Raw genomic sequence first — 25,452 nt, 5'->3', positions numbered from 1 at the left:
TTCACGCATGGGTGCAGGTGTACGGGTGTGATCCACGCGACGTCGGCGCGTTCCTGTTGGTATTTAGACAGAGTAATGAGTTAGGCTAACAAACATGCCTGACCTGTCCCACGGCACAGCCGACGACGCCGCGGCCGTGAACGCGCTCCGCTCCTCCGTCATGCGACTGGGCCGACGCCTCAAGCACCAGCGCGTCGACGAGTCGCTGAGCCCCACCGAGATGTCGGTGCTCGGCACCCTCGCGCTCTGCGGCTCCGCCACACCCGGCGAGCTGGCCCGCAAGGAGCACGTCCAGCCGCCGTCGATGACCCGCATCGTCGCGCTGCTCGAAGCCAAGGGACTGGTCCGGCTGGAGCCGCACCCCGACGACCGCCGACAGAAGGTCGTCAGCCAGACCGAGCAGGCCGAAGCCATGCTCGAAGAGTCCCGCCGCAAGCGGAACGCCTGGCTGGCCACCCTCGCCGAAGGCCTGGACGAGGACGAATGGGCCAAGCTGCGCGCGGCCGCCCCGGTCCTGGAGAAGCTCGCCCACCTGTAGTCCATGCGCCAAGGAGGCGACGCACTTTGAGTACGGGACCCGGAGCAGACTCCGCACCCGTCCACAAACCCACCCTCAAGACCCGTGGGCGGGGGGAAACCTTCTCCTCGCTCCGTATCCGCAACTACCGGCTGTTCTTCACCGGAGCGATCGTCTCCAACACCGGTACGTGGATGGCCCGTATCACCCAGGACTGGCTGGTCCTGAGCCTCACCGGCTCGGCCGCCGCCGTCGGCATCACGACGGCCCTGCAGTTCCTGCCGATGCTGCTCTTCGGCCTCTACGGCGGAGTCATAGCCGACCGCTACCCGAAGCGGCTCCTGCTCCTCTTCAGTCAGGCGGCCCTCGGCCTCTGCGGCCTCGCACTCGCCGTCCTCACGCTCTCCGGCAGCATCCAGGTCTGGCACGTCTACCTGATCGCCTTCCTCCTCGGCATGGTGACCGTCGTCGACAACCCGGCCCGGCAGGCCTTCGTCTCCGAGATGGTCGGCCCCGACCAGCTGCGCAACGCCGTCTCCCTGAACTCTGCGAACTTCCAGTCCGCGCGGCTCGTCGGCCCCGCCGTCGCCGGTGTCCTCATCGCCGGAGTCGGCAGCGGCTGGGCCTTCCTCCTCAACGGCCTCTTCTTCCTCGCGCCCCTCACGAGCCTCCTGCTCATGCGGACGAGCGAACTCCACAAGGTGGAACGCGCCCCGCGCGGAAAGGGCCAGCTGCGAGAAGGCCTGCGGTACGTGGCAGGGCGGCCGGACCTGATCTGGCCGATCGTCCTCGTCGGCTTCATCGGTACCTTCGGGTTCAACTTCCCGATCTGGCTCACCGCCTTCTCCAGCGACGTCTTCCACGTCGGCGCCGGCACGTACGGCTTCCTCAACACCCTCATGGCGGCCGGCTCCCTGGTGGGCGCCCTCGCGGCGGCCCGCCGCGGCTCGACCCGGCTGCGGATGCTGGTGATCGCGGCGGCGGTCTTCGGAGTCCTGGAGATCGCGGCGGCCCTGTCGCCCGCGTTCTGGCTGTTCGCGCTGCTGCTGGTACCGATCGGCATGATCGGCCTCACGGTCAACATCACCGCGAACTCGGCCGTCCAGATGGCCACGGACCCGGCCATGCGGGGCCGGGTGATGAGCCTCTACATGATGGTCTTCGCCGGCGGTACGCCGATCGGCGCGCCGCTCCTCGGCTGGGTCACCGACACGTACGGCGCCCGCGTCGGCTTCGCGACGGGAGGCGTCATCTCCCTGACGGCGGCGATCGTCGTCGGCCTGGTCCTGGCCCGCGTGGGCGGCCTCAAGATCGCCTGGGCGTGGCACCACGGCCACCCGCAGGTACGGTTCGTGGCGCGCGAGCGGCTGGCGACGGCGGCCTGACGTTCCGGGGTGGGGCAGAAGGTCCGCGGCCTGACTTTCCGGGGTGGGGCAGAAGGTCCGCGGCCTGACTTTCCGGGGCGGCAGAAGTTCTGCGGCCCGGCTTTCCGGGGTGGGGGCGGAACTTCTGCCTCCACCCCGACCTCGACCCCGGCCCTCCGCCCCGCCCTCCGTCAGGCCCCCGAAATTCCCCCCTCGACCCCTCGCTTCCCTGTGCGAAGATCGCGGCACCGTGCAGGTGAAGATCTTGAAAGGGGGGCTTGCACGCCCATGACCATGCGTTCCGCCCGCATACCGGGCCGCGGCACGTCGAAGGCTCCGGCGGCCACCGCCGCACCCTCGCAGCGACGAAACGGAGCCGTTCCGCCATGCCGCTGACCCGCCGCACTCTCCTGACCGCGATGGCCGCCACTCCCGTCCTCGCCCCCGTCGGAGCCGCCCAGGCGGCCGTCCCCGAGGCCGCGCCCGCGGCCGCGTCCTTCGCCGAAAGCCTGCCGCCCGGCAGCCTGCCCGCGGGGCACAGGTTCGACCTGAAGGCCGAGCCCGTCGACCTGTTCGGCAAGGAGATCAGCCTCAAGCACACCAGGGTGCACCAGCAGGTCGCCTTCGATCCGGTGACCGGCCTGGCCTACGCCGTACAGCTCATGAGCGGCGGCCGTCGGCTCCCGGACGAGCCCGTCTCCCTGCCCCTCGAAGATCGCGACCGCCTGGGCCACCTGTGCGTCAACCAGCTCGCGCCCGACGGCACCGTCCTCGCCGTCATGCACCTGAGGGGCTTCGGCCACGGCGGCGGACTCGGTGTCGAGCACGTCGACGGCACGCCCTGGCTCTGGCTGGAGACCGACGCGGACCCCGTCCCCGGTGACGGGAACCCCGACACCCACGAGCGCGCCTACGGCAAGCACATCGGCCGGATCGCGTTCAAGGCCGACGCCATCGTCGACGCCGGGAGCCCGCTCGTCGAGGTGTTCGACCCCGTCCCCGGAGCCTCCCAGGTCACCCCGTCCCTGGACGTCGACCACGGCCGTATCGCGGTACGTCATGTGTCGTCCGGCACCGTGGGGTACCGCGTCTACGACCTCGCCGCCTTCAAGAGCCGCGACTTCACCCCGGAGCGCAGCTTCCCGGCGAAGTACCGCACCCAGGCCTGGTGCCTGTACGGGAACCTCGTCTACCAGAACGAGGGTTCCGCCTACGACGTCGACAACCCGAGCCCGGGCAACTCCTGGTGGAACGTCTACGACGTCACCACCGGCGAGGTGATCGAGCGGACCTTCAACACCACCGCGCTCCAGCTGGCCCACCGCGAGACCGAAGCCATCACCGTCCGCCGGACACCCGACGGGCCGCAGCTCGTGTTCGGCTTCGCCACCCAGGAAGATCGACGCATGGCCCTCTACGGCATCACCAGCACCACCGACGGCACCGGCGACCACGTCCCGTGGACCGACCTGGAGTGGGACGCCAAGGTCTACGTCGCCCCCAGCACCAGCTACCGCCCGCAGTACCGCCAGTCGGGCAACCGGGTCGACCTCCACCTCCGGGTGACGCGCGTCGACGGCGCGCCGTGGACGAGCGGCGAAACGATTCTCACGCTCCCGACGCACATCCGCCCCCGCCGAACCCAGGGCATGGTGGGTCAGACCACCGGCGCCGGGGTCACCGGCCCCCTCACCATCCGCTGGGAGGTCACCGCCGACGGCTCGCTGCGCATCTACGACGAGCGCGGGTTCAAGGGCTGGATCGGGCTGGACGCCGGGTACTTCACCAGCTGACCGGTGGACCGACCGACCGCGTGACCGGCCGGCCGCGTGCCTGCTGGAGCGGCGGGTCCTCAGACCCGCCGCTCCAGCACCTGGCCCGCCCAGTCCCCGACCAGGAACGTGTCCGTCGGGGTGAAGCCCTGGCCCTCGTAGTACGCGACGAGCCGGCCCTCGCTGCCCGCGAAGCAGTCCACCCGCAGCAGCGACACCCCCTGCCGCCGCGTCTCCTCCGCCGCGTGGGCGAGCAGCGCCGCGCCCACCCCCAGTCCGTGGAACCGCGCGTCGGTCGCGAGCAGCCGTACGTACACCTCGGGCTCGTCCGCCGGGGCGATGTGCTGCCCCGGGAACGGTGTCAGCGTCATCGTCCCCGCGGGTACGCCGTCGACCTCGGCGATCCACGGATCACCGGCGCCCATCGTGTCCTGCACCTGCTTCACCGCCTTGGGCCGCGCGGAGAACGGCTCGGTGCCCCACTGGGCGGTGATCCCTTTGCCGTTGAGCCAGACCACGGCACTGTCCAGCACGTCGAGTATCGCGGGGAGGTCCTCCGCCGCGCCTTTCCTGATGGCGATCTTCATGCCGCAGAGGCTAACCGCTGCCACACTCGCCTCATGAGGCTCTTCGCCGCCGTCCTGCCGCCCGCCGGGCGCCTTGACGAGCTCGGACACGTCGTCGACCGTCTGCACCGGCTCCCCGGGGCCGACGGGCTCCGCTGGACCTCGCGGCCCGGCTGGCACCTCACGCTCGCCTTCATGGGGGAGGTCGACGAGGAGCTGCTGCCCGAGCTCCGCGTCCGGCTCGCCCGGGCCGCGCACCGCACGCCGCCGTTCCCGCTGAGGCTGCACGGCGGCGGGCACTTCGGGCGGCGCGCCCTGTGGACCGGAGCGGCCGGCGACCTGGACGAGCTGCGGCTGCTCGCCGAGCGCGCCGACGCCGCCGCGCGCAGGGCCGGGGTCCCGATGGACGAGCACCGCCGCTACCAGGCGCATCTGACGCTCGCCCGCGCCCGTACGGACGAGCTGGACCTGCACCCCTTCCTCGACGAGCTCGGCACCTTCGAGGGCGCCCGCTGGGAGGTGGGGGAGCTGGCCCTGGTGCGCTCGAACCTGCCGGTGAGCGGGGTGCGGGGCGAGCAGCCCCGGTACGAGCAGATCGGCGGCTGGCCCCTGGAGGGGGCGGGGTGAGGGTGCGGGGTCAGGGGCGCGGCGGACGGCCGGGTAACCTCGAAGCGTGGATCCGAAGACCCGAAACCGAATCATGGCCGGCGTGCTCGTTCTGATGTTCGCGATCATCGCGGTGGCGTCGGTGTCCGGCCAGTAGCCCCTACCCGCCCCGTGGGAACCCCCTTGCTTCGAGCGCACTCGAAGCAGTTGGCTTGGCGACCATGGAGTACACGCAGCTCGGACGCACCGGACTCAAGGTCAGCCGACTCGTCCTCGGGACGATGAACTTCGGCCCCCAGACGGACGAAGCCACCAGCCACGCCATCATGGACACGGCGCTGGACGCGGGGCTCAACTTCTTCGACACCGCCAACGTGTACGGCTGGGGTGAGAACAAGGGCCGGACCGAGGAGATCCTCGGCTCCTGGTTCGCGAAGGGCGAGGGTCGTCGCGACCGGACCGTCCTCGCCACCAAGGTCTACGGGAACATGGCCGCCGACGGCGACGCCTGGCCCAACCACGACAAGCTCTCGGCGGTGAACATCCGCCGCGCGGTCGACGCCAGCCTCAAGCGGCTCGGCACGGACTACATCGACGTCTACCAGTTCCACCACGTCGACCGCTCGACCCCCTTCGAGGAGATCTGGCAGGCGATCGACGTCCTGATCCAGCAGGGCAAGGTCCTCTACGCCGGCTCCTCCAACTTCCCCGGTTACAAGATCGCCCAGGCCAACGAGACCGCCGCCCGGCGCGGCTCGGTCGGCCTGGTCAGCGAGCAGTGCCTCTACAACCTCTTCGAGCGGCGCGCGGAGATGGAGGTCATCCCGGCCGCGCAGGAGTACGGCCTCGGGGTCATCCCCTGGTCGCCGCTGCACGGCGGTCTGCTCGGCGGTGTCCTGAAGAAGGAGGCCGAGGGCAAGCGGCGTACGGAGGGCCGCGCGGCGGCGACCCTCGCCGACCCGGTGTCCCGCGCACAGCTCCAGGCCTACGAGGACCTGCTCGACAAGCACGGCCTGGAGCCGGGCGAGGCGGCCCTCGCGTGGCTGCTCACCCGGCCGGGTGTGACGGGCCCGATCGTCGGCCCGCGCACCCCGGAGCAGCTGACGAGTGCGCTGCGCGCCCTGGAGGTGGAGCTGAGCGAGGAGGTCCTGGCCGGTCTCGACGAGATCTTCCCGGGCCCGGGGCCGTCGCCGGAGGCTTTTGCCTGGTAGGCGCGCCTCCAGGTGGTGAATGCCTTCCAGGCGGTGGGTGCCTTCCAGATGGTGGACGCCTCAGGGGGCGCCGAGCCAGCTGGTGGCGTCCAGGCGGAACGCCGTCTCCGCGGGGACGACGTTCCGCAGGGCCGCCTCCAGGTCCCGCACGCGGTCCGCGCCGAGGGTCGTGGCCCATTCCGCCCGTAGTTCGTCGAAGATCGCGGCGGAGCGGGCGAGGGCCGCGTACCCCCGTGGGGTGAGGTGGACGAGTTTGCGGCGGGCGTCGGCGGGGTCGTCGGCGCGCTCGGCGTAGCCGAGGGCGAGCAGCCGGTCGACGGTCTTGCCGGCGGCCTGCTTGGAGACCCCGAGGCGCCGCCCGATCTCGCTGGCGGTGGCGCCTCGGGCGCCGATGGCCTGCATGGCGAAGCCGTGAGCGGGGCGCAGGTCGGGGTGGCCCTCGGTGGCGAGGCGGGCGTGGAGCCGGTCGATGAGGGTGCGGAAGCCGCCGAAGAGGAGCAGGGGGAGCTCGTAGCCCCGGCCGCCGCCGCTTTCTTCGGTGCTGTTTTCACGGCCCGCGTGTTCACCGTTGCCATTATCGACAACCTGGTTTACGTTTTCCTTCGACATATGGTCAACCATGTTGTCGATTCTACTCGCCCGAGCCAGGAGACGCCTTGTCCGTGGACATGTCCGCCCGTACCGCCAACGCCGTCGCCCTCCTCAAGGAGTCGCCCGAGACCCTCGACGGCTTCCTGAAGCTCAGTCAGACCTTCGAGTCCACCACCCTCGATCCGCACTCCCGTGAGACGGTCATCCTCACCGTCGCCGCCCGCAACCAGTGCCACCTCTGCGTCGACATGCACGAGGCCAAGATGGCCGCGCTCGGTCCGGCGCCCGACCCCGAACGCCTCGCCGCCGTACGCCTCTTCACCCTCCGGGTCCTCGCCTCCTCGGGTGCGGTGACCGATGAGGAACTGGCCGCCTTCCAGGCCGCCGGCTACACCCGCCGCAACGCCCTGGAGGTCGTCCTCGGCATCGGCGCGTACACCCTCTCCACCTTCGCGAACCGGTTCACCAGGGCGTCCTGAGGAATCACCGAAAGGCCTTATGAATCAGGCGAGTTGAGCCCTACCCTGATCCTCCGTCACGCGGGGGACACCAGGGGGAGTGAACCATGCAAGCGGAACGCGTACTGCCACGTGAGTACCGGATCAGCCCCGGCAGGCTGGCCGCCGTCTACATCGCGGTGGGCGTCGGACTGCCCACAGCGGGGCTGCCGATCTGGACCGAGGAGGGCATCCCCGGCTGGGGCAAGGCACTCGGCACCCTGCTGCTGCTCGCCCTCCTCGGCCGGCTCGCCCTCGCGGCCCGGAGCTGCTCCACCTCCGCCGATCTCAAGGGCATCCGGGTCCGCGGCATGGTCAAGAACCGGCGGCTCGCCTGGGAGGACATCCATGACCTCAGGGCCGTACCCAACCCGAGCGCGGGCATGAGCCAGGGGCAGCCGCGGATCATCTCGTACATGTACGGGCGCGACGGGCGCCGCGTCCAGCTCATGTACGTGGACGACAACCACGTCGCCGTCGACCGCGAGATCGCCGCGCTCCGGGTCGCCTGGGAGAGGCACCGCGGAGAGGACTGGTCGCCGAACGCCGCGGCCGACCGGCGGATCGACCGCCGGTCCCGCCGCGAGAGCTCGCTCCTCCGCGCGCTGTCCTGGGCCCTCATGTCGGTCCTCGTCGCCGTCGTCCTCTTCCTCGTCCTGCTGTTCACGGACAGCGACGCCATGAGCCCCGAGTGGATCCTGATCACCCCGGTGGTGATCTTCCTCGTCGTCTGGATCGGCTCCAGCCTCCGTGACCGGAGTCGGTAGCGGTACGGGCCGCCCCGCGACCGGAGTCAGCCGCCCCGCGACCGGAGTCAGGAGCGGTACGGGCCGCCGAGCCCCCACGCCTGGTGCATCGCGTCGGCGAAGGCCGCGGCCAGTTTGTGCTCGCCCGTGGGGCCCGGGTGGGTGCCGTCGTAGGTGTCCGCGTCGAGGTCGTACGACTCCGAGATCGCCGCGAGGAGCAGCGGCGAGGCGGCGGTGTCGAGGTCGGCGACCGCCTTCGCGAGCAGCTCGTTGAAGCGCTCGCACTCGGTGGCGAAGGGCGCGTCGTACCCGGCGCGCACATTGGGGATGACCGGCAGGAGGACGGCCCGGACGTGCGGGTTCGCGGCGCGGGCCGCCGCGACGAACGCCCGGACGTTCTCCTCGGTCTGCTCGCTGTTGGTGTAGAAGCCGAGGTCGATCAGACCGAGCGAGATCAGCAGCACGTCGGCGCCGGTCGACGTGACCGTCTCGCCGATCACCGGCGCCATGTGCAGCCAGCCCTCGCCCCAGCCGGCCAGATGGCGCCGGGCGTGGGCGGGGAAGGCGGGGTCGGCGTACGCCTCCGAGGCCGGGGCGTCGGCGGTGGGGTCGTACAACGCGGTGCGGGGGCCGACGATCTCGTACCCACCGGGGAGCGTCGACTCCAGGTGCCGCCACATGCGGTACCGCCAGGTCCAGTCGCCGGCGCGTCCGATGGTCATGCTGTCGCCGACGAACAGAAAACGCATGGTCATATCATCGCGGACGGCGTCCCGGACCTGCGACGTGATCCGGGACACGGGCCGGGGCCTCCCTCCCGAGGGCCCGATCCGGGACACGGGCCGGGGCCGCTCCCCCCGAGGACCTCTACCTCAGGAAGTCCCCGACCGTCACCGTGAACCGCGCCGCGTCGTCGTGCCACGGGAAGTGCCCCGCCCCGTCCAGCACGGTGAAGGACCCCTTCGGGAACAGCTCCGCGTACGCGGCCGCCGTCGGGACCGGCGTGTTCACGTCCCCCTCACCGGCCACCACGAGCACCGGCCGCGCGAACTCCGCGAACACCGCACGCGTGGCCCCCGGGTCGAACGCACCCTCGCCCGCGAAGACACCCGCACCCTCACGGTTCCGCTGCCCCTCCCCGGCGGCGTGCCGCTCCCGCGCGGCCTCGTCCCAGGTCCCGTGGAAGAACGGCGTCACCGCCTGGAAGCTCTCGCCGGTCCCGCGCCCCGCCGTGACCTCCTCCAGCGCCGCGTACGCCGGGCCGAACCACGGCTCGTCCCGCCGCAGCCGCGCCGCCGCCAGCCGCTCCTCCGGTGCCGTGTCCAGCCCGACGGCCGCCGTGCCCGGGGTGACGAGCACCAGCCTGCCGACGCGCTCGGGGTACCGGGTCACGTACAGCGCGGCGAGGTTCGCGCCCGCCGAGTGCCCGAGGACGTCGACGGTGTCGAGGCCGAGGTGCGCGCGCAGCGCCTCCACGTCCTCGACGAGCCGGTCGCAGCGGTACGAGGCCGGGTCGTCCGGCACGGCCGACGCGCCCGTACCCCGGAGGTCGAGCCGGATCAGCTGCCGGTGCGCGGTCAGACCGCCGAGGTCGCCGAGATAGGCGGAGTCCTGGAGCGGACCGCCGGGGAGACAGAGGAGCGGGGCGCCGGAACCTGAGACGTGGAAGGCGAGCGTCGTGCCGTCGGGCGCAGAGAAGGTGGGCATGGGCGTGACCCTGACAGCAGCTCCGGGGCAGGTCAAGGAGGTTTCAGGGTCGGCGGACCCGGCTCTCGTCCCCGCGTCGTGGCACGCTGGGGGACATGCGATCTGCTCTGTGCGCCCTTGGCGCGGCGGCGGCCCTGGTGCTGCTCCCGGCCGGTCATGCCCGTGCCGAAGGACAGGAGCCGGACCGGGACTTCACCATCGAGGACTCCCGTATCACCGAGTCCAGCGGCCTCGCCGCCAGCCAGGCCCACCCGGGGATCTACTGGACGCACAACGACCAGGACGCGCCCCTGATCTACGGCATCGACTCCCGTACGGGCAAGACGGTCGCGACCCTGACCATGCAGGGCGTGGGCACCCCCCGCGACATGGAGGCGATCGCCGTCGGCCCGGACGGCGACATCTACGTCGGCGACATCGGCGACAACCTCGACGGCAGCTGGGACCACGTCTGGGTCTACCGCTTCCCCGAACCGAAGGTCCTCAAGGACCAGAAGGTCGCGGCGAAGCAGTACGTCGTGAAGTACGCCGACGGGGCGCGCAACGCCGAGGCGCTGATGGTCCACCCGAAGACCGGCCGGGTGTACATCGCGAGCAAGAACGAGGACGGCGGCGGCTTGTACGCGGGCCCCGAGCGGCTCTCCTCGTCCGGGACCAACGTCTTCCGGCGCATCGGGGAAGTCCCCTGGGTGACCGACGGCGCCTTCTCCCCCGACGGCGACCACCTCGTCCTGCGCGGCTACCTCATGGCGCGCGAGTACGGGTGGAAGGACGGCCGCCTCGCCGACGAGGGCACCTCGATCGGGGCCACGTTCCAGGGCCAGGCGGAATCGGTGACGTACACGAGGGACGGCTCGGCGTTCATGCTCGGCGCCGAGGGCGCGAACAGCCGGGTGGTGCGGCTGGACCGGCAAGGTGCGGGGAGCCCCGCGGAGAAGCCGGGCGGCTCCCCGGACACCCCGGGCGCACCGCAGGCCCCGCAGTCGCCGGCCGCCGACGGCGAGAAGGGCAACGTCACCGTCGGCTTCCTGGTCCTCGCGGGCGCGTTCGTCCTCGTCTTCGGCGTGAAGCGTCTGCTGCGGCGGGACTGAACCGGCGTACGCACGACGAAGGCCCGGCATCGGATCCGTCCGATGCCGGGCCTTCGTGAGAACCGAGTGCTACAGCTTCTCGATCACGTAGTCGATGCAGGCCGTCAGGGCGCGCACGTCCGCCGGGTCGATCGCCGGGAACATCGCGATCCGCAGCTGGTTGCGGCCCAGCTTGCGGTACGGCTCGGTGTCGACGATCCCGTTCGCGCGCAGCACCTTCGCGACCGCCGCCGCGTCGATCTCGTCCGCGAAGTCGATCGTGCCGATGACCTGCGAGCGCTTCGCCGCGTCCGTGACGAACGGCGTCGCGTACTTGGAGTCCTCGGCCCAGCCGTACAGCGCGTCCGAGGACTCCTTCGTCCGGGCCACGGCCCAGTCGAGGCCGCCCTGGCCGTTGATCCACTTCAGCTGCTCGTTGAGCAGGAAGAGGGTCGAGAGCGCCGGGGTGTTGTACGTCTGGTTCTTCAGCGAGTTGTCGATCGCCGTCGTCAGCGAGAAGAACTCGGGGATGTGCCGGCCCGAGTCGTGGATCGTCTGCGCCCGCTCCAGGGCGGCCGGGGAGAACGCCGCCAGCCACAGGCCGCCCTCGGCGGCGAAGGACTTCTGCGGGGCGAAGTAGTAGACGTCCGTCTCGGTGATGTCGACCGGGAGGCCGCCCGCACCGGAGGTCGCGTCGACCAGGACGAGGGAGCCCGCGTCGGCACCGGCGACCCGCTTGATCGGGGCCGCGACACCGGTGGAGGTCTCGTTGTGGGTGTACGCGTAGACGTCGACGCCCGCCTCGGCCACCGGCTCCGGGTGGGTGCCCGGGTCGGAGGAGATCACGGTCGGCTCGGCCAGCCACGGGGCCAGCTTGGCGGCCTTCGCGAACTTGGACGAGAACTCGCCGAAGGTGAGGTGCTGCGACTTGTGCTCGATCAGACCGTGGGTCGCGACGTCCCAGAAGGCGGTGGAGCCGCCGTTGCCCAGGATCACCTCGTAGCCCTCGGGGAGCGAGAAGAGGTCACGGATGCCGGTACGTACCTCGCCGACCAGGTTCTTGACCGGAGCCTGGCGGTGGGACGTGCCGAGGAGAGAGGTGCCGGTGGCGGCCAGGGCGTCCAGCGCCTCCGTACGCACCTTGGAGGGGCCCGCGCCGAAACGGCCGTCGGCGGGCTTGATGTCAGCGGGAATCTGGATATCAGCCACGAGGCGGAGAGTATCGGGTCGGGAAGGGGCCGGTCGCCGGATGTCCGCCCGATGAGACGAGGTCTGAGACATCCTGGGCTTGTGGGAACACACCAGGAAAGCGCCGGGGAGCTCGCAGAACTCGCCGCCGGGCTGCGCGCGGCCGTCGCCGGAGAGGTCGACTTCTCGGCCACCGCCCGCGCCCTGACGACCATGGACGCCTCCAACTACCGCCGGGTGCCTGCCGGTACGGTCGCGCCGCGCGACGCCGACGACGTGGCGGCGGCCCTGGAGGTGTGCCGGGCGCACGGGACGCCGGTCGTCGCACGCGGCGGCGGCACGTCCATCGGGGGCCAGGCCACCGGCACGGGCGTCGTGCTCGACTTCACACGGCACATGGCGGGACTGGTGTCCCTCGACCCCGAAACGCGGACGGCGGTCGTCCGACCGGGGCTCGTCCTCGACCGGCTGCGGGCGGCGGCACGCCCGTACGGCCTGACCTTCGGCCCCGACCCGTCCACGCACAGCCGCTGCACCCTCGGCGGCATGATCGGCAACAACGCGTGCGGGGCGCACTCGGTCGCCTGGGGAACGACGGCGGACAACGTGCGCTCGCTGGATGTGATGACGTACGGAGGCGCGACATTGACGCTGGGGCGGGGTGGGTACGGCGCCCCCGCCGGACTCCTCGATCTCGTCGACCGTCATCTCGCCCTCCTGAGGACCGGCTACCCGGCCGGTCTGCCCCGCCGTATCTCCGGGTACGCGCTGGACGCGCTCCTCCCGGAACGGGGCGTGGACGTCGCCCGCGCGTTCTGCGGCAGCGAGGGGACGCTGGGAGTGGTGACGGAGGCGACGGTGGCCCTCGTCCCGCTGCCGACCGAGCCGGTCCTCGTGGTCCTCGGGTACGCGGACGAGAGCGCGGCGGCGGAGGCCGCGGCGGGACTCCTCCCGTACGAACCGCTCACGGTGGAAGGGATGGCGGCCGATCTCGTACGGGGCGCTTCGGGGCTGCCGAAGGGCGGGGCCTGGCTGTTCGTCGAGACGGACGGGGAGGGAGCGGCGCGGCGGCTCGTGCGGGCGGCCGACGCGATCGACTCCGCCGTGGTGCGGGACCCGGCCGGACAGCGGGCGCTGTGGCGGATCCGGGAGGACGCGGCGGGCACGGCGACACGGGCCCCGGGGGGCACCTCTCGGACGGGAGCAGGGGGAGGCGGAGAGGCATGGCCGGGGTGGGAGGACTGCGCGGTGCCGCCGGCGAGGCTCGGCGCGTACCTCCGCGAATTCCGTGCGCTGCTGAGGGAGTTCGGGCTGCGAGGGGTGCCGTACGGGCACTTCGGCGACGGTTGTGTCCACGTCCGGATCGACTTCGACCTGTGGACGGAGAAGGGGGTACGGGACTTCCGCCGCTTCTCGGAGGCGGTGGCGGACCTCGTCGTCGCCCACGGCGGCTCCCTCTCCGGGGAGCACGGCGACGGGCAGGCGCGCGCCGAGCTCCTGCCGAAGATGTACGGGGAGGAGCTCGTCGCCCTGTTCGGCGCGGTCAAGGACGTGTGGGACCCGGACGGCGGCCTGAACCCGGGGATGCTGGTCCGCCCGCGCCCGCTGGACGAGGGGCTGCGATTCGCCGGACTCCCGCTCGTGGGCGTGGGAAGGGAGGCGGCCCGCTGCGTGGGAGTGGCCAAGTGCCGTGTGGAGGGACCGAGTTCGGGGCCGGGCGTGATGTGCCCCTCCTACCGGGCGACGGGGGAGGAGAAGCACTCCACCCGGGGGCGGGCACGGCTGCTCCACGAGATGGCACTCGGCGAGGTCATCACGGACGGCTGGCGCTCGGAGGAGGTCCGGGAAGCGCTGGACCTGTGCCTGTCCTGCAAGGGCTGCCGCAGCGACTGCCCGGTGGGCGTCGACATGGCCGCGTACAAGGCGGAGTTCCTGGACCGGCACTACGCGGGACCGCTCGGCTTCCTGCGCCGACCGCGCTCCCACTGGACGATGGGGCGGCTGCCGCACTGGCTGGACCTGTTCGGGCGGGGCCTGAACGCCGGGATGCGGCTGCCGTTCGCGGCGCGCCTGGCGGGGGTGACACCGGAACGGGCGATGCCACGCGTCGCGGAACGGACCTTCACCTCCTGGTTCGCCGAACGCGCCTCGGCCCGCCCGCCGGCCGTGACCCTGTGGCCGGACACCTTCACCGACCACCTGGCCCCGGAGGTCGGCCGGGCGGCGGTCCGGGTCCTGGAGGCGGCGGGACTGGGCGTGGCGCTGCCGCAGGGAAGGGTGTGCTGCGGGCTCACGTATGTGTCGACGGGGCAGCTGGGGGCGGCGCGGAAGGTGATGCGGCGGGCGCTCGACACCATGGGGGGCAGGGAAGGGCCCGTCGTGGTCCTGGAACCCTCCTGCGCCGCGACCCTCCGCACCGACCTGCCCGAGCTGCTGCCGGACGACCCCCGCGCCGGCCGCCTCGCCGCCTCCGTCCGCACCTTCGCCGAAGCCCTGGAGACCCTGGCACCCGACTGGACCCCGCCCCGCCTGGACCGCCCCGTCACCGGCCAGACCCACTGCCACCAGCACGCGGTCCTGGGCGACGCGGCGGACCGCCGCCTACGCGAACGCGCAGGACTGACAGGGGATCTGGCGGGCGGCTGCTGCGGCCTCGCGGGCAACTTCGGCTTCGAGCCGGGCCACTACGAGGTCTCGGTGACATGCGCGGAGGACCAACTGCTCCCGGCCCTCCGGGGCGCGGCCCCCGACGCGGCCGTCCTGGCGGACGGCTTCTCGTGCCGGACGCAGATGGGGGACCTGGCGGGAGTGCGGGCGCGGCACTTGGCGGAACTGCTGGCGGAGGGGGTGGACGCGGGGGAGGGAGTGTAGGGGTGCGGGTCGGCGAGGCGTCTGGGGGCGAGCCGGGTGCGAGGGCTAGCGGGCGGCCAGTCGCTCCATCAGTGTGGCGCTGCGGGCCAGTACCTCACGCTCCTCGCCGGTGAGTTCGAGCTCGATGGCCTGGGCCAGCCAGCCCGCCCTGCGTCCGCGCTCCGCCTCCAGGGCCGCCTGCCCTGCGGGGGAGAGCTCCACCAGGGACTTGCGGCCGTCCGTGGGGTGCGCCCGGCGGACGACGAGCCCCTGTTCCATGAGCAGCCCGACCGCACGGGCCATGGACTGGGGTCGTACGCGCTGGTCCGCCGCCAGGTCGCTGGTGGTCATGGCCCCGTTGCGATCGAGGGTGCCGAGTACGGAGGCCTGGCCGAGCGGGATCCGGTCCTCGTGCTTCACGCGGCGCGTGAGCTTGCCCATCGCTATACGCAGTTCGGTGGCGACGGCGGCGGGTTCCGGGGTGGGCATACGGCACTTTAACCGGTGACCACCGGCGGAGCTCTGCCCCTCTGCCGCGCAACCGGACTGCGCAGCCGAACTGTACAGCTGAACTGTGCAGGCTAACTGAGCAGCTGAACTGAACAGCATTGCTGTAGAGTCGGTGCTGTCGCGGCAGGCGCCAGCGTTGTCGCAGCAGGGTCGCGGCGTGCGCCAACGCGAAGGACCTCCCATGGTTTCCACGGCAGTCGTGTCCACCGTCATCCAGTCCGTCACCGCCCGCCGGGTCATCGACAGCCGGGGCAACCCCACCGTCGAGGCCGATGTCCTTCTCACCGACGGATCCCTCGGCCGCGCCGCCGTCCCCTCCGGCGCCTCCACCGGCACACGGGAAGCCGTGGAGCTGCGCGACGGGGACCCCGGGCGCTGGCACGGCAAGGGCGTCGACCGTGCGGTCGCCCACGTCAACGGCGACATCGCCGCCGCGGTCGTCGGACGCGACGCCGGCGACCAGGCGGGACTCGACGCCGCTCTCGTCGCCCTCGACGGCACGGCCGACAAGTCCCGGCTCGGCGCCAACGCGCTCCTCGGCGTCTCCCTCGCCGCCGCCAAGGCCGCCGCCGCGGCCCACCGCCAGCCGCTCTACCGTTACCTCGGCGGCGCCGACGCCCGCCTTCTCCCGCTGCCGATGATGAACATCGTCAACGGCGGCGCCCACGCCGACAATCCGCTGGACTTCCAGGAGTTCATGATCGCTCCGGTAGGTGCGGAGACCTTCGCGGAAGCCGTCCGCATGGGCTCCGAGGTCTTCCACACGCTCCGTCGCGATCTGCTGTCCGCCGGGCACGCCACGGGCGTCGGCGACGAGGGCGGCTTCGCGCCCTCCCTCCGTACCGCCGAGGAGGCGCTCGACTTCGTGATGGCGGCCATCGAGCGCACCGGTTACCGGCCCGGCGCGGACATCGGCCTGGTCATGGACCCGGCGTCGTCGGAGTTCTTCCGCGGCGGGGTGTACGACTACACGGGTGAGGGGGTGCGTCGTACGCCCTCCGAGCACGCCGACTACCTGGCCAAGCTGATCGACGCGTACCCGATCGTCTCCATCGAGGACCCGATGGCCGAGGACGACCTGGACGGCTGGCGGGAGCTGACCGCCCGTGTCGGCGACCGCTGCCAGCTCACCGGCGACGACGTCTTCTGCACCAACGAGAATCTGCTGCGCGAGGGCATCCGTACCGGCGTCGGCAACTCCGTCCTGGTCAAGGTCAACCAGATCGGCACCCTGACCGAAGCCCTCGCCACGGTCGCCACCGCGCACCGCGCGGGCTGGACCGTCGTCATGTCGCACCGCTCCGGCGAGACGGAGGACACCACCATCGCGGACCTGGCGGTGGCGACGGGCTGCGGCCAGATCAAGACCGGCTCGCTGTCCCGGTCCGACCGTACGGCGAAGTACAACCAGCTCATCAGGATCGAGGAGGAGCTGGGTGCGTCCGCGCGGTACGCGGGCGGCGCGGTGCTGGACCGTTCCTGACGGGCCGCGCGGCGCGACGGCCGCGGCCTTCGGTGTCGGCGCCGGCTTTCGGCGTCGGCTCTGGCTTTCGGTGTCGACCCTGGCTTTCGGTGTCGACCCTGGCTTTCGGCGTCGGCCCTGGCCTTCGGTGCCGGCCCTGGCCTTCGCTCTCAGTTTCCGCTGACGATCTCCCGCGCCATGGCGACCAGCGCCCCCGTCGCCGGGTGCGGGAACGCGTCCCGCCAGGCCAGGACCACCGGCAGCGGTGGCGCGTCGGGCAGCGGCCGGTAGGCGACGCCCGGGTGCGGGTGCAGGGCCGCCGTGGACGCCGAGGAGACGCCGACGCCCCGGCCCGCCGCGATCGCCGTGAGCCAGTCGTCGGTGTTGGCGACCGTCACGGTCGCCGCCGGGCGCGCGGCGGCCGACCAGAGCGTGAGGGTGGTCGTACCGGAGACGGTGTTGAGGACGACGGTGCCGTCGGCCAGGTCGTCGAGGGTGAGGGCGGGACGGTCGGCCAGCGGGCCGTCGGCGGGCACGGCGGCGACGCGCTCCTCGGTCGTGAGCTCCTCGGTGGCCAGGCCCGGCGCGTCGACCGGCCCCCGCAGCAGGGCCGCGTCCACCTCGCCCCGGGTGAGTCCGGCCGTGCGGTCGTCGATGCGGAGGAGTTCGAGGGGAGTCTCGGGGTGCTCGCGCTGCCAGCGCCGGAGCAGGGGCGTGGTGTACGGGCCGAAGGCCGACCAGGCGTGTCCGAGGCGCAGCGGCCGGTGGCGCAGTCTGGCCGGGTCGACGGCGGCCTCGAAGGCGGCGAGTGCTGCGGCGGCCCGGTCCCGGAAGGCGCGGCCCTCGGCGGTGAGGGCGATGTGGTGGGTGGAGCGGTCGACCAGCCGGGCGCCGAGGTGCTGTTCGAGGGCGGCGAGCGTACGGGAGACGGCGGGCTGGGTGAGGTGGAGCCGGGCGGCCGCCCTGGTGAGGCTGGATTCCTCGGCGATGGCGAGGAAGCAGCGGAGGTGGCGTAGCTCGATGCTCATGCGTCCGGAGCATAACCGCAGCACAATCGGCATTTCCGGCGCCGCGCGGACGCTCGTAGCGTGGGAGGGGAGAGAGGGAGCTGGGGGAGGGGAGCGGGAGGGGGACGTCGGGACGGACCGCCTGTAGTGCATTATCGTGAACTGGGAGTACAGTTCATTAAACCTTGTTGTGTGGTCTGGTGTGGTCTGGTGTGGAGGAGCGGTCGGTGGACAGTCCGGTCAAGGAAGTGACCCCGGCGGCGGTCGCGGCCGGCGTGGAACCGGTGGGCACCGCCCCCGGATCCGTCCGCGCCCGGGGGCCGAAGGGCCTGGCGGGCCACCGCTTCGGGCCCGTCGCGCTCGTCGTCACGGGTGGGCTGTCCGTCCAGTTCGGATCGGCTCTCGCCGTCCTCCTCATGCCCCGGGCCGGCGCCCTCGGCGTCGTCACCCTGCGGCTCGTGCTCGCCGCGGCGGTCCTGCTGATCGTCTGCCGCCCGAAGGTCCGCGGCTACGGCCGCGCGGACTGGGGCACGATCGTCGCGTTCGGCACGGCCATGGCGGGGATGAACATCCTCTTCTACCAGGCGGCCGACCGGATTCCGCTGGGCGCCGCCGTGACCCTGGAGGTCCTCGGCCCGCTGATCCTCTCCGTGGTCGCCTCCCGCCGCCTGATGAACCTGCTCTGGGCGGGCCTCGCCCTCGGCGGCGTCGTCCTGCTCAGCGGCGGCGGCTTCGACCGCCTCGACCCGGTGGGCGCGGCCTTCGCGCTCGCGGCGGGCGCGATGTGGGCCGCGTACATCGTCTTCAGCGCGCGTACGGGCCGACGCTTCCCGCAGGCGGACGGGCTCGCGCTCGCGATGGCCTTCGGCGCCGTCCTCAGCCTGCCACTGGGCATCGCGGAGGCGGGCGACAAGCTCCTCGTACCGTCGACGATCGGCCTCGGCCTCGCGGTCGCGCTGATGTCCTCCGTCCTGCCGTACACCCTCGAACTCCTCGCCCTGCGCCGCCTGCCCGCCCCCACCTTCGCGATCCTGATGAGCCTGGAACCTGCCATCGCGGCGACGGCAGGCTTCCTCGTCCTCAGCCAGGCCCTGTCACTCACCGACGCCGCCGCGATCGCCCTGGTCATCGCGGCGAGCATGGGCGCGGTACGGACGCAGGTCAGGGCTGCCAAGTCTGCGCCGACGACGCTCTAGCGGGCTCGGGTCAGCGCGGTGCGGGGCAGGCGGGCGAGGCCCGGATCTTGGGTGACGGCTGGCCGGCTGGACCGGCTGGACCGGCTGGACGGCTGGACGGCTGACCGACTCGGGGTGGGCCCGGCGGCGGGCAGCGGGCAGGGGGTAGGGGGCAGGGGGCAGGTCCTAGGATCCGCGCATGATCGCTGAACTGCAGTGCCTCGTCATCGACTGCCCGGCGCCCGCCGAACTCGCGGAGTTCTACCGCGCGGTGCTCGGTGGCGAGGTCGACCGCCCGGACAGCCGTTGGTCCCTGGGCGAGGCGTGGTCCACCCTCCACACCCCGGCTGGGCTCGTCCTCTGCTTCCAGGGGGTCCCCGACCACCGCCCACCGACCTGGCCGTCCCCGGAACGCCCCCAGCAGTCCCACCTCGACTTCGCCGTCCCGAACCTGGACGAGGCGGAGGAGCAGGTCCTGGCGCAGGGCGCGACCCTCCTGGACGCGGGAGAGGGCAAGAGGAGCTGGCGCGTTTACGCGGACCTGGCGGGACACCCGTTCTGCCTGGTCAGGCACTGAGGGGTCTGATGGGCGGGGTCTCCTAGGCGCGAGGGGTGGGCCGGGTTCGTGGGCTTCTGGTGGGACCGCCCTCTTTCCGAGAGTCGCTCCTTCCGGCGGTGCGTCAAGGGCGCTCCCTGCGGTCGCGTCGCTGCGCGATGGCCTTCGGCCACCCTTGACCCACCGCCTCCAGGAGCGAAAGACCTCTCGGAGGGCGGTCCGGGGGGCGGGGTCACCGCCGGGCCCCGGGCAGTATCCGGGGATTGCGTGCGTCTGACGGCCGGTGGGTGGGGGCTCGGTTTGCGGCGGGGGTGGGTGGGCTTTCCTTCGGCCGGTCGGGGGTGCGCGGTCGTTGGATGGGGCGGCCGGGCGGCGCTTAGCGACGAAGGGTCGTTCGGGGTGGGGCTTCAGGCCCCGCTGGTCACTCCCGGTGGGTGGGAGGAGTGGAAACCCTGCACTACTCCGAGTAGCACGTCTCGGACAAAGGCTCGAAGGGGGCACTTCGCCCATTCCGGGCGATGAAACTGCAAGAAACTCTCGCCAGCCGCTCCCACCACCCACGAACACAGACCAGCGGGGCCTGAAGCCCGACCACCCACCGACCGCAACCCGCTGAGCCAAGCCCGACCGCCCCATCGCACGGCCGCGCACCCCCCGACCGGCCGGAAGGGCACCCACCCAGCCCCGCCACAAACCGAGCCCCCACCCACCGGCCGTCAGACGCACGCACCGACCCCGGACACTGCCCGGGGCTCTGCGTAGGCCGGGTCCCCCGGCCGCCCTCCGAGTGTGAAAAGGCGGCCTCCGCCGCCGGGTCAAGGGTGGGCGCAGCCCATCGCGCAGCGACGCCGGAGGCGCCCTTGACGCGGTGGTGGAGGCCGCCACACTCGGAAAGAGGGCGGCCGCACCCGCACCTCATCAGGACCCCCGACCCCAAGGACCCCCGCTGGCCCGAGCCGAGCCGGCCCTCGCGCGACCCGATCCTGTTGATCATTGGCCCTCCGGCTGTTTCGGGGGTGTCGGGGTCGCCTCGACGATGGGGGTGTTGTCCGACGTTCGAGGAGGGGAGCCCGTCGTGGCCCTGGAGATGCGTGAGCAGTGCGAGCGGTGTGAGGTGGCGGTGCTGGTGGTGGACGGGCCCGCGCGGATCTGTTCGTACGAGTGCAGCTTCTGCGTGCCGTGTGCCGACGCCATGAGCGATGTCTGCCCCAACTGCGGTGGCGAGCTCGTGCCCCGGCCGCGGCGAATCCTCAAGTAGCCGTCTAGCCGTCTAGCCGTCTGGCCGTCTGGCCGTCTGGCCGTCTGGCCGTCTGGCCGTCTGGCCGTCTGGCCGTCTGGCCGTCTGGCCGTCTGGCCGTCTAGTCCAGTTCGTTGCTGGCGGGGGCGTCGTCCAGGGCTCTATACATCGCATGTATACACTCTGCGTATAGTCACGCCTCATGACACCCTCCTCGTCCTCCTCGCCCACCCCCCTCGCCCCGCGGCTCCTCAAAGCCGCGATCGTCTCGCTGATCGCCGTCGCCGCTTCACACCTCGTCCTTTCCGACACCCTGTATCTGGCCCTCAGCGGTCAGGCGGCGGCGACGTTGGGTGTGGGGCCCGGCTACTCCACCGATCAGGCGTTCACCGCCGCGATCATGAACACCGTCCTCCTGATGCCGTTCGTCCTGTGGGTCGGCATGCGCCTCACCGGGGAGCGGAGAGTCGGGCCGATGGTCCTTGTGGGCACTGTCGGTTGGGTCGCCGTCCTGGGTGACGGCATCGACGCCGTCGATGACGTCCCCGGCGCCCTGCTTCCTCTCCGTTCCCTCGTTCTCGTGGTCGCGGTCACCGTCCTGGCCGCCGTCGTTCAGAGGCGGCGGAGGGGGTGAGGTCAGAAACTAAAGCAAGCACGCTTGATTGTTTCTGGTCCCGCTGTCATGCTCCTCGCGAAGGCCCGTGAACGCCCGTCCCCGAGGGGAGCGCACCGTGTCCGACCCCGTCGTCGTCCTCGACGACCTGCGTGACGAGAGTGACGAACTCGACCGTCTCGTCGGTGAGTTGAGCGAGGAGCAGTGGGGTACGCCCACCCCCGCGCCCGGCTGGACCGTCGCCCATCAGATCGCGCACCTCGCCTGGACCGATCGTGCCGCGCTTCTCGCCGCCACCGACCCCGACGCCTTTGCCGCCGAGGCCGGGAAGGCGCTCGCCGCTCCCGATCGTTTCGTCGACGACGGGGCCGAAGAAGGGGCGGCGCTGCCGGTCGCCGAGCTTCTCGCCCGTTGGCGCGAGGGGCGCGAGCGGCTTCAGGGCGCCCTTCGCGCGGTGCCGTCCGGTGCCCGTTTCCCCTGGTACGGGCCCCCCATGAGCGCCCCCGCCATGGCCACCGCCCGGCTCATGGAGACCTGGGCGCACGGGCAGGACGTCGCCGACGCCCTCGGGATCGTCCGCGCTCCTACCGACCGCCTCCGGCACGTCGCCTGGATCGGCCACCGCGCCCGTGACTACGCCTTCCTGGTGCGGGGGCTCCCGGCGCCCGCCGAGCCGTTCCGGGTGGAACTCGTATCTCCTGGTGGGGAGTTGTGGGTGTACGGGCCCGAGGGTGCCGCCCAGCGGGTCACCGGGACCGCCCTCGACTTCTGTCTGCTCGTGACCCAGCGCGTTCACCGTGACGACACCGCTCTCGTCGCCGTCGGTTCCGACGCCGAGCACTGGCTCACCATCGCCCAGGCCTTCGCCGGACCGGCGGGCCCCGGCCGCGCGGCCGCGACCGGGGAGGTCTGATGGTCCTCCGGATCGGCAACGCCTCCGGCTTCTACGGCGACCGTTTCGACGCCGTCCGCGAGATGCTCACCGGCGGTGGACCCGAGGGCGCGATCGATGTCCTCACCGGCGACTACCTCGCCGAGCTGACGATGCTCATCCTCGGCCGCGACCAGCTCAAGGACCCGTCCGCCGGGTACGCGAAGACCTTCCTGCGCCAGATGGAGGAGGGCCTCGGGCTCGCCCATGAGCGCGGCGTGCGGATCGTCACCAATGCCGGCGGCCTCAACCCCGCCGGTCTCGCCGATGCGCTGCGCGCGCTCGCCGCGAAACTCGGTCTCCCCCTCCGTGTCGCGCATGTCGAGGGTGACCGACTCCCGCCCACGAGGGACGCGTTGGCCGCCAACGCCTATCTCGGCGGCGCCGGGATCGCCGCCTGCCTCGCCGCCGGGGCCGATGTCGTCGTCACCGGCCGGGTCACCGACGCCGCCCTCGTCACCGGGCCCGCGCAGTGGCATTTCGGCTGGGGTCCGGAGGAGTACGACAAGCTCGCGGGCGCGGTCGTCGCCGGGCACGTCCTGGAGTGCGGGACCCAGGCGACCGGTGGCAATTACGCCTTCTTCCGGGAGCACGATCCGGCGGTCTTCCGCCGTCCCGGCTTCCCGGTCGCCGAGCTCCACGAGGACGGCGGCGCGGTCATCACCAAGCACCCCGGCACCGGCGGCCTCGTCGACGTCGGTACGGTCACGGCCCAGCTCCTCTACGAGACGGCCGGCGCCCGCTACCCCGGCCCCGACGTGACGGCCCGCCTCGACACCGTCCGGCTCACCCGGGAGGGCCCCGACCGGGTCCGGATCGACGGTGTGCGGGGCGAGGCGCCGCCGCCGACGCTCAAGGTCGGACTCAGTCGGCTCGGTGGCTTCCGCAACGAGGTCGTGTTCGTCCTGACAGGCCTCGACATCGAGGAGAAGGCAGGACTCGTTCGGGCCCAGATCGAAGACGCGCTCGCCAACGGGCGGCCCCGTGAGGTCCGTTGGGAGCTGGTCCGCACCGACCGGCCCGACGCCGGCACGGAGGAGACCGCGAGCGCCCTGCTGCGGCTGGTCGTCCGGGACCCCGGCCCCGAGGCCGTCGGTCGCGCCCTCACCGGCGCCGCCATCGAGCTGGCCCTCGCGAGCTATCCCGGCTTCCACGTCACCGCCCCGCCCGGGAAGGGTGCCCCCTACGGGGTCTTCGAGACGGCGTACGTCCCCGCCGCCGACGTCCCGCACACGGCCGTGCTGCCGGACGGGACCCGCGTCCCGGTCCCCGTACCGCCGAGGGCCCGCGATCTGGAACCCGTACCCGAGCCGCCGCTTCCCGAGCCGCTCCCGTCCGGGCCCACCCGGCGCGTCCCCCTCGGTCGGATCGCCGGCGCCCGCAGCGGTGACAAGGGCGGCGACGCCAACATCGGCGTCTGGGTCCGCACGGAGGAGGAGTGGCGCTGGCTGGCCCACACCCTCACCGTGTCGAAACTGGCCGAACTCCTTCCTGAGACCGCCGACTTGGCCGTCACCCGGCACGTCCTCCCGCAGCTCCGCGCGCTCAACTTCACCATCGCCGGAATCCTCGGCGAGGGCGTCGCCTCCCAGGCCCGTTTCGATCCCCAGGCCAAGGCCCTCGGCGAGTGGCTCCGCTCCCGTGAAACAGACATCCCGGAGGGACTCCTGTGACCGTCCTCGCCTCCGCTCTCGACACCGGCGGATCCGACTACCGGGCTCACCGCGCCGCCATGCTCGACAAGCTCACCGCCCTCGACGCCGAGCACGCCAAGGCGCTGGCGGGCGGCGGCGAGAAGTACATCGCGCGGCATCGCAAGCGCGGCAAGATGCTCGCGCGGGAGCGCATCGAGCTGCTCGTCGACCCGGACTCCCCCTTCCTGGAACTGTCGCCGCTTGCCGCGTGGGGCAGCGACTACGCGGTGGGCGCCTCCCTGATCACCGGGATCGGGGTCGTCGAGGGCGTCGAGTGCCTGATCACGGCCAACGATCCGACCGTGCGCGGTGGCGCGTCCAACCCGTGGACGTTGAAGAAGGCCCTGCGCGCCAACGAGATCGCGTTCGCCAACCGCCTGCCCGTCATCTCGCTCGTCGAGTCCGGCGGCGCCGATCTCCCCTCCCAGAAGGAGATCTTCATCCCCGGCGGGGCGCTCTTCCGTGACCTCACGCGTCTCTCCGCCGCCGGTATCCCGACGATCGCGGTCGTCTTCGGCAACTCGACGGCCGGTGGCGCGTACGTCCCGGGCATGTCCGACCACGCCGTGATGATCAAGGAGCGGTCGAAGGTGTTCCTCGGCGGTCCGCCGCTGGTGAAGATGGCGACGGGGGAGGAGAGCGACGACGAGTCCCTCGGCGGCGCGGAGATGCACGCGCGGACGTCCGGGCTGGCCGACCACTACGCCGTCGACGAGGCCGACGCGCTGCGCCAGGCTCGTCGGATCGTGGCCCGGCTGAACCACCGCAAGGCCCACCCGGATCCGAGCGTCGGGGAACCTCCCCGGTACGACGAGGACGAGCTGCTCGGGATCGTGCCCGGGGATCTCAAGACGCCCTTCGATCCGCGCGAGGTGATCGCCCGGATCGTCGACGGCTCCGACTTCGACGAGTTCAAGCCGCTGTACGGGCCGTCGCTGGTCACCGGGTGGGCGAGCCTGCACGGTTATCCGGTCGGCGTCCTCGCCAATGCGCAGGGCGTCCTCTTCGGCCCGGAGTCGCAGAAGGCCGCGCAGTTCATCCAGCTCGCCAATCAGCGGGACATCCCGCTCGTCTTCCTCCACAACACCACGGGTTACATGGTGGGCAAGGAGTACGAGCAGGGCGGGATCATCAAGCACGGCGCGATGATGATCAACGCCGTGTCGAACTCGAAGGTCCCCCATCTGTCCGTCCTCATGGGGGCGAGTTACGGCGCCGGGCACTACGGCATGTGCGGCCGGGCGTACGATCCGCGTTTCCTCTTCGCCTGGCCGAGCGCCAAGTCCGCGGTCATGGGCCCGCAGCAGCTCGCCGGTGTCCTCTCCATCGTGGCGCGGGCGAGCGCCGTCGCGAAGGGGCAGCCGTACGACGAGGAGGCCGACGCCGGTCTCCGGGCGCTCGTCGAGGCGCAGATCGAGTCCGAGTCGCTGCCGATGTTCCTCTCCGGCCGGCTCTACGACGACGGGGTCATCGACCCCCGCGACACCCGCACGGTCCTCGGGCTGTGCCTCTCCGCGATCCACACGGCACCGGTCGAGGGCGCGCGCGGCGGCTTCGGCGTCTTCCGAATGTGAGGCCCCTC

General features: G+C 72.0%; 24 protein-coding genes. 17 read left to right on the top strand and 7 right to left on the bottom strand.

The window, feature by feature from the left end:
- Positions 1-94: 94 nt before the first annotated feature.
- From OG259_RS18415 to OG259_RS18405, 3 genes are all read left to right on the top strand, one after another.
- Positions 95-538 carry a MarR family winged helix-turn-helix transcriptional regulator gene (locus OG259_RS18415; protein ID WP_015035348.1) on the top strand — a complete coding sequence of 148 codons (444 nt, stop codon included), beginning with the start codon at positions 95-97 and terminating at the stop codon, positions 536-538.
- A 26-nt stretch (positions 539-564) separates the two neighbouring features.
- On the top strand, positions 565-1,902 hold the full coding sequence (locus OG259_RS18410; protein ID WP_328943254.1) for an MFS transporter: 1,338 nt from the start codon (positions 565-567) through the stop codon (positions 1,900-1,902).
- A 365-nt stretch (positions 1,903-2,267) separates the two neighbouring features.
- The gene (locus OG259_RS18405) at positions 2,268-3,674 is read left to right on the top strand and encodes a phage baseplate protein (protein ID WP_328943253.1); all 1,407 of its coding nucleotides are present in this window, start codon (positions 2,268-2,270) and stop codon (positions 3,672-3,674) included.
- 59 nt (positions 3,675-3,733) lie between these two features.
- On the opposite strand, the gene OG259_RS18400 is transcribed toward OG259_RS18405, so the two are convergent.
- A complete protein-coding gene (locus tag OG259_RS18400) occupies positions 3,734-4,240 on the bottom strand; it encodes a GNAT family N-acetyltransferase (protein WP_328943252.1) in 507 nt (168 codons plus the stop codon).
- Between the two features lie 33 nt (positions 4,241-4,273).
- Between OG259_RS18400 and thpR the strand changes: the two genes are divergently transcribed.
- Both thpR and OG259_RS18390 read left to right on the top strand, forming a co-directional pair.
- Positions 4,274-4,846 (top strand): RNA 2',3'-cyclic phosphodiesterase, encoded by a 573-nt coding sequence (gene thpR, locus OG259_RS18395; protein WP_328943251.1) that lies wholly within the window; start codon positions 4,274-4,276, stop codon positions 4,844-4,846.
- A 200-nt stretch (positions 4,847-5,046) separates the two neighbouring features.
- Positions 5,047-6,036 carry an aldo/keto reductase gene (locus OG259_RS18390; protein WP_328943250.1) on the top strand — a complete coding sequence of 330 codons (990 nt, stop codon included), beginning with the start codon at positions 5,047-5,049 and terminating at the stop codon, positions 6,034-6,036.
- 60 nt (positions 6,037-6,096) lie between these two features.
- Here OG259_RS18390 and OG259_RS18385 read toward each other — a convergent pair whose 3' ends face one another.
- A complete protein-coding gene (locus tag OG259_RS18385) occupies positions 6,097-6,657 on the bottom strand; it encodes a MarR family winged helix-turn-helix transcriptional regulator (RefSeq protein ID WP_443051983.1) in 561 nt (186 codons plus the stop codon).
- 47 nt (positions 6,658-6,704) lie between these two features.
- Between OG259_RS18385 and OG259_RS18380 the strand changes: the two genes are divergently transcribed.
- Entirely contained in the window at positions 6,705-7,106 is a 402-nt protein-coding gene (locus OG259_RS18380; RefSeq protein WP_443052135.1) for a carboxymuconolactone decarboxylase family protein, read from the top strand.
- 86 nt (positions 7,107-7,192) lie between these two features.
- Positions 7,193-7,891, top strand: a complete 699-nt coding sequence (locus tag OG259_RS18375) for a PH domain-containing protein (protein ID WP_328943247.1) — start codon at positions 7,193-7,195, stop codon at positions 7,889-7,891.
- Positions 7,892-7,938: 47 nt separating this feature from the next.
- On the opposite strand, the gene OG259_RS18370 is transcribed toward OG259_RS18375, so the two are convergent.
- Together OG259_RS18370 and OG259_RS18365 are read right to left on the bottom strand one after the other, a co-directional pair.
- The gene (locus tag OG259_RS18370; protein ID WP_328943246.1) at positions 7,939-8,619 is read right to left on the bottom strand and encodes a GDSL-type esterase/lipase family protein; all 681 of its coding nucleotides are present in this window, start codon (positions 8,617-8,619) and stop codon (positions 7,939-7,941) included.
- 118 nt (positions 8,620-8,737) lie between these two features.
- Positions 8,738-9,577 carry an alpha/beta fold hydrolase gene (locus OG259_RS18365; RefSeq protein WP_328943245.1) on the bottom strand — a complete coding sequence of 280 codons (840 nt, stop codon included), beginning with the start codon at positions 9,575-9,577 and terminating at the stop codon, positions 8,738-8,740.
- A gap of 95 nt (positions 9,578-9,672) precedes the next feature.
- Between OG259_RS18365 and OG259_RS18360 the strand changes: the two genes are divergently transcribed.
- A complete protein-coding gene (locus OG259_RS18360; protein ID WP_328943244.1) occupies positions 9,673-10,668 on the top strand; it encodes a WD40 repeat domain-containing protein in 996 nt (331 codons plus the stop codon).
- 69 nt (positions 10,669-10,737) lie between these two features.
- On the opposite strand, the gene serC is transcribed toward OG259_RS18360, so the two are convergent.
- Positions 10,738-11,856: a phosphoserine transaminase gene (gene serC / locus OG259_RS18355; protein ID WP_328943243.1), complete on the bottom strand. Its 1,119-nt coding sequence runs from the start codon at positions 11,854-11,856 to the stop codon at positions 10,738-10,740.
- A gap of 51 nt (positions 11,857-11,907) precedes the next feature.
- On the opposite strand from serC, the gene OG259_RS18350 reads away from it, so the two are divergent.
- Positions 11,908-14,706: an FAD-binding and (Fe-S)-binding domain-containing protein gene (locus OG259_RS18350; protein ID WP_328943242.1), complete on the top strand. Its 2,799-nt coding sequence runs from the start codon at positions 11,908-11,910 to the stop codon at positions 14,704-14,706.
- A gap of 45 nt (positions 14,707-14,751) precedes the next feature.
- On the opposite strand, the gene OG259_RS18345 is transcribed toward OG259_RS18350, so the two are convergent.
- Positions 14,752-15,174: a MarR family winged helix-turn-helix transcriptional regulator gene (locus tag OG259_RS18345; protein ID WP_328943241.1), complete on the bottom strand. Its 423-nt coding sequence runs from the start codon at positions 15,172-15,174 to the stop codon at positions 14,752-14,754.
- Positions 15,175-15,376: 202 nt separating this feature from the next.
- Between OG259_RS18345 and eno the strand changes: the two genes are divergently transcribed.
- Positions 15,377-16,678: a phosphopyruvate hydratase gene (gene eno, locus OG259_RS18340; protein WP_328943240.1), complete on the top strand. Its 1,302-nt coding sequence runs from the start codon at positions 15,377-15,379 to the stop codon at positions 16,676-16,678.
- A 149-nt stretch (positions 16,679-16,827) separates the two neighbouring features.
- Here eno and OG259_RS18335 read toward each other — a convergent pair whose 3' ends face one another.
- A complete protein-coding gene (locus OG259_RS18335) occupies positions 16,828-17,685 on the bottom strand; it encodes a LysR family transcriptional regulator (RefSeq protein ID WP_328943239.1) in 858 nt (285 codons plus the stop codon).
- Between the two features lie 254 nt (positions 17,686-17,939).
- On the opposite strand from OG259_RS18335, the gene OG259_RS18330 reads away from it, so the two are divergent.
- From OG259_RS18330 to OG259_RS18300, 7 genes are all read left to right on the top strand, one after another.
- Positions 17,940-18,860, top strand: a complete 921-nt coding sequence (locus OG259_RS18330; protein ID WP_443052134.1) for an EamA family transporter — start codon at positions 17,940-17,942, stop codon at positions 18,858-18,860.
- A gap of 178 nt (positions 18,861-19,038) precedes the next feature.
- Entirely contained in the window at positions 19,039-19,416 is a 378-nt protein-coding gene (locus OG259_RS18325) for a VOC family protein (RefSeq protein WP_328943238.1), read from the top strand.
- A gap of 1,054 nt (positions 19,417-20,470) precedes the next feature.
- The gene (locus tag OG259_RS18320; protein ID WP_266900861.1) at positions 20,471-20,653 is read left to right on the top strand and encodes a DUF1272 domain-containing protein; all 183 of its coding nucleotides are present in this window, start codon (positions 20,471-20,473) and stop codon (positions 20,651-20,653) included.
- Positions 20,654-20,834: 181 nt separating this feature from the next.
- Positions 20,835-21,266 (top strand): hypothetical protein, encoded by a 432-nt coding sequence (locus tag OG259_RS18315; RefSeq protein WP_328943237.1) that lies wholly within the window; start codon positions 20,835-20,837, stop codon positions 21,264-21,266.
- 97 nt (positions 21,267-21,363) lie between these two features.
- A complete protein-coding gene (locus OG259_RS18310) occupies positions 21,364-22,158 on the top strand; it encodes a TIGR03084 family metal-binding protein (RefSeq protein WP_328943236.1) in 795 nt (264 codons plus the stop codon).
- Positions 22,158-23,849: an acyclic terpene utilization AtuA family protein gene (locus tag OG259_RS18305; protein WP_328943235.1), complete on the top strand. Its 1,692-nt coding sequence runs from the start codon at positions 22,158-22,160 to the stop codon at positions 23,847-23,849. Before OG259_RS18310 ends, OG259_RS18305 begins: the two co-directional genes overlap by 1 nt.
- On the top strand, positions 23,846-25,444 hold the full coding sequence (locus OG259_RS18300) for an acyl-CoA carboxylase subunit beta (RefSeq protein WP_328943234.1): 1,599 nt from the start codon (positions 23,846-23,848) through the stop codon (positions 25,442-25,444). The genes OG259_RS18305 and OG259_RS18300 overlap by 4 nt, the downstream gene beginning before the upstream one ends.
- The last annotated feature ends 8 nt before the right edge of the window (positions 25,445-25,452 follow it).

Source organism: Streptomyces sp. NBC_00250 (assembly GCF_036192275.1).
In the GTDB taxonomy this organism is placed as follows: Bacteria; Actinomycetota; Actinomycetes; order Streptomycetales; family Streptomycetaceae; genus Streptomyces.
The sequence above is the reverse complement of the archived record's forward strand: the minus strand, read 5'-3'. Positions and strand labels throughout refer to the sequence as shown.

Bases quoted from the DNA above. Each gene is read 5' to 3' on its own strand.
- OG259_RS18405 (WP_328943253.1), top strand. From the start codon at position 2,268: ATGCCGCTGACCCGCCGCACTCTCCTGACCGCGATGGCCGCCACTCCC.
- OG259_RS18415 (WP_015035348.1), top strand. From the start codon at position 95: ATGCCTGACCTGTCCCACGGCACAGCCGACGACGCCGCGGCCGTGAAC.
- OG259_RS18345 (WP_328943241.1), bottom strand. From the start codon at position 15,174: ATGCCCACCCCGGAACCCGCCGCCGTCGCCACCGAACTGCGTATAGCG.
- OG259_RS18325 (WP_328943238.1), top strand. From the start codon at position 19,039: ATGATCGCTGAACTGCAGTGCCTCGTCATCGACTGCCCGGCGCCCGCC.
- OG259_RS18360 (WP_328943244.1), top strand. From the start codon at position 9,673: ATGCGATCTGCTCTGTGCGCCCTTGGCGCGGCGGCGGCCCTGGTGCTG.
- OG259_RS18385 (WP_443051983.1), bottom strand. From the start codon at position 6,657: ATGGTTGACCATATGTCGAAGGAAAACGTAAACCAGGTTGTCGATAAT.
- OG259_RS18305 (WP_328943235.1), top strand. From the start codon at position 22,158: ATGGTCCTCCGGATCGGCAACGCCTCCGGCTTCTACGGCGACCGTTTC.
- OG259_RS18370 (WP_328943246.1), bottom strand. From the start codon at position 8,619: ATGCGTTTTCTGTTCGTCGGCGACAGCATGACCATCGGACGCGCCGGC.
- eno (WP_328943240.1), top strand. From the start codon at position 15,377: ATGGTTTCCACGGCAGTCGTGTCCACCGTCATCCAGTCCGTCACCGCC.
- OG259_RS18315 (WP_328943237.1), top strand. From the start codon at position 20,835: ATGACACCCTCCTCGTCCTCCTCGCCCACCCCCCTCGCCCCGCGGCTC.
- OG259_RS18400 (WP_328943252.1), bottom strand. From the start codon at position 4,240: ATGAAGATCGCCATCAGGAAAGGCGCGGCGGAGGACCTCCCCGCGATA.
- OG259_RS18350 (WP_328943242.1), top strand. From the start codon at position 11,908: ATGAGACGAGGTCTGAGACATCCTGGGCTTGTGGGAACACACCAGGAA.
- OG259_RS18390 (WP_328943250.1), top strand. From the start codon at position 5,047: ATGGAGTACACGCAGCTCGGACGCACCGGACTCAAGGTCAGCCGACTC.
- thpR (WP_328943251.1), top strand. From the start codon at position 4,274: ATGAGGCTCTTCGCCGCCGTCCTGCCGCCCGCCGGGCGCCTTGACGAG.
- OG259_RS18375 (WP_328943247.1), top strand. From the start codon at position 7,193: ATGCAAGCGGAACGCGTACTGCCACGTGAGTACCGGATCAGCCCCGGC.
- OG259_RS18380 (WP_443052135.1), top strand. From the start codon at position 6,705: ATGTCCGCCCGTACCGCCAACGCCGTCGCCCTCCTCAAGGAGTCGCCC.
- OG259_RS18335 (WP_328943239.1), bottom strand. From the start codon at position 17,685: ATGAGCATCGAGCTACGCCACCTCCGCTGCTTCCTCGCCATCGCCGAG.
- OG259_RS18365 (WP_328943245.1), bottom strand. From the start codon at position 9,577: ATGCCCACCTTCTCTGCGCCCGACGGCACGACGCTCGCCTTCCACGTC.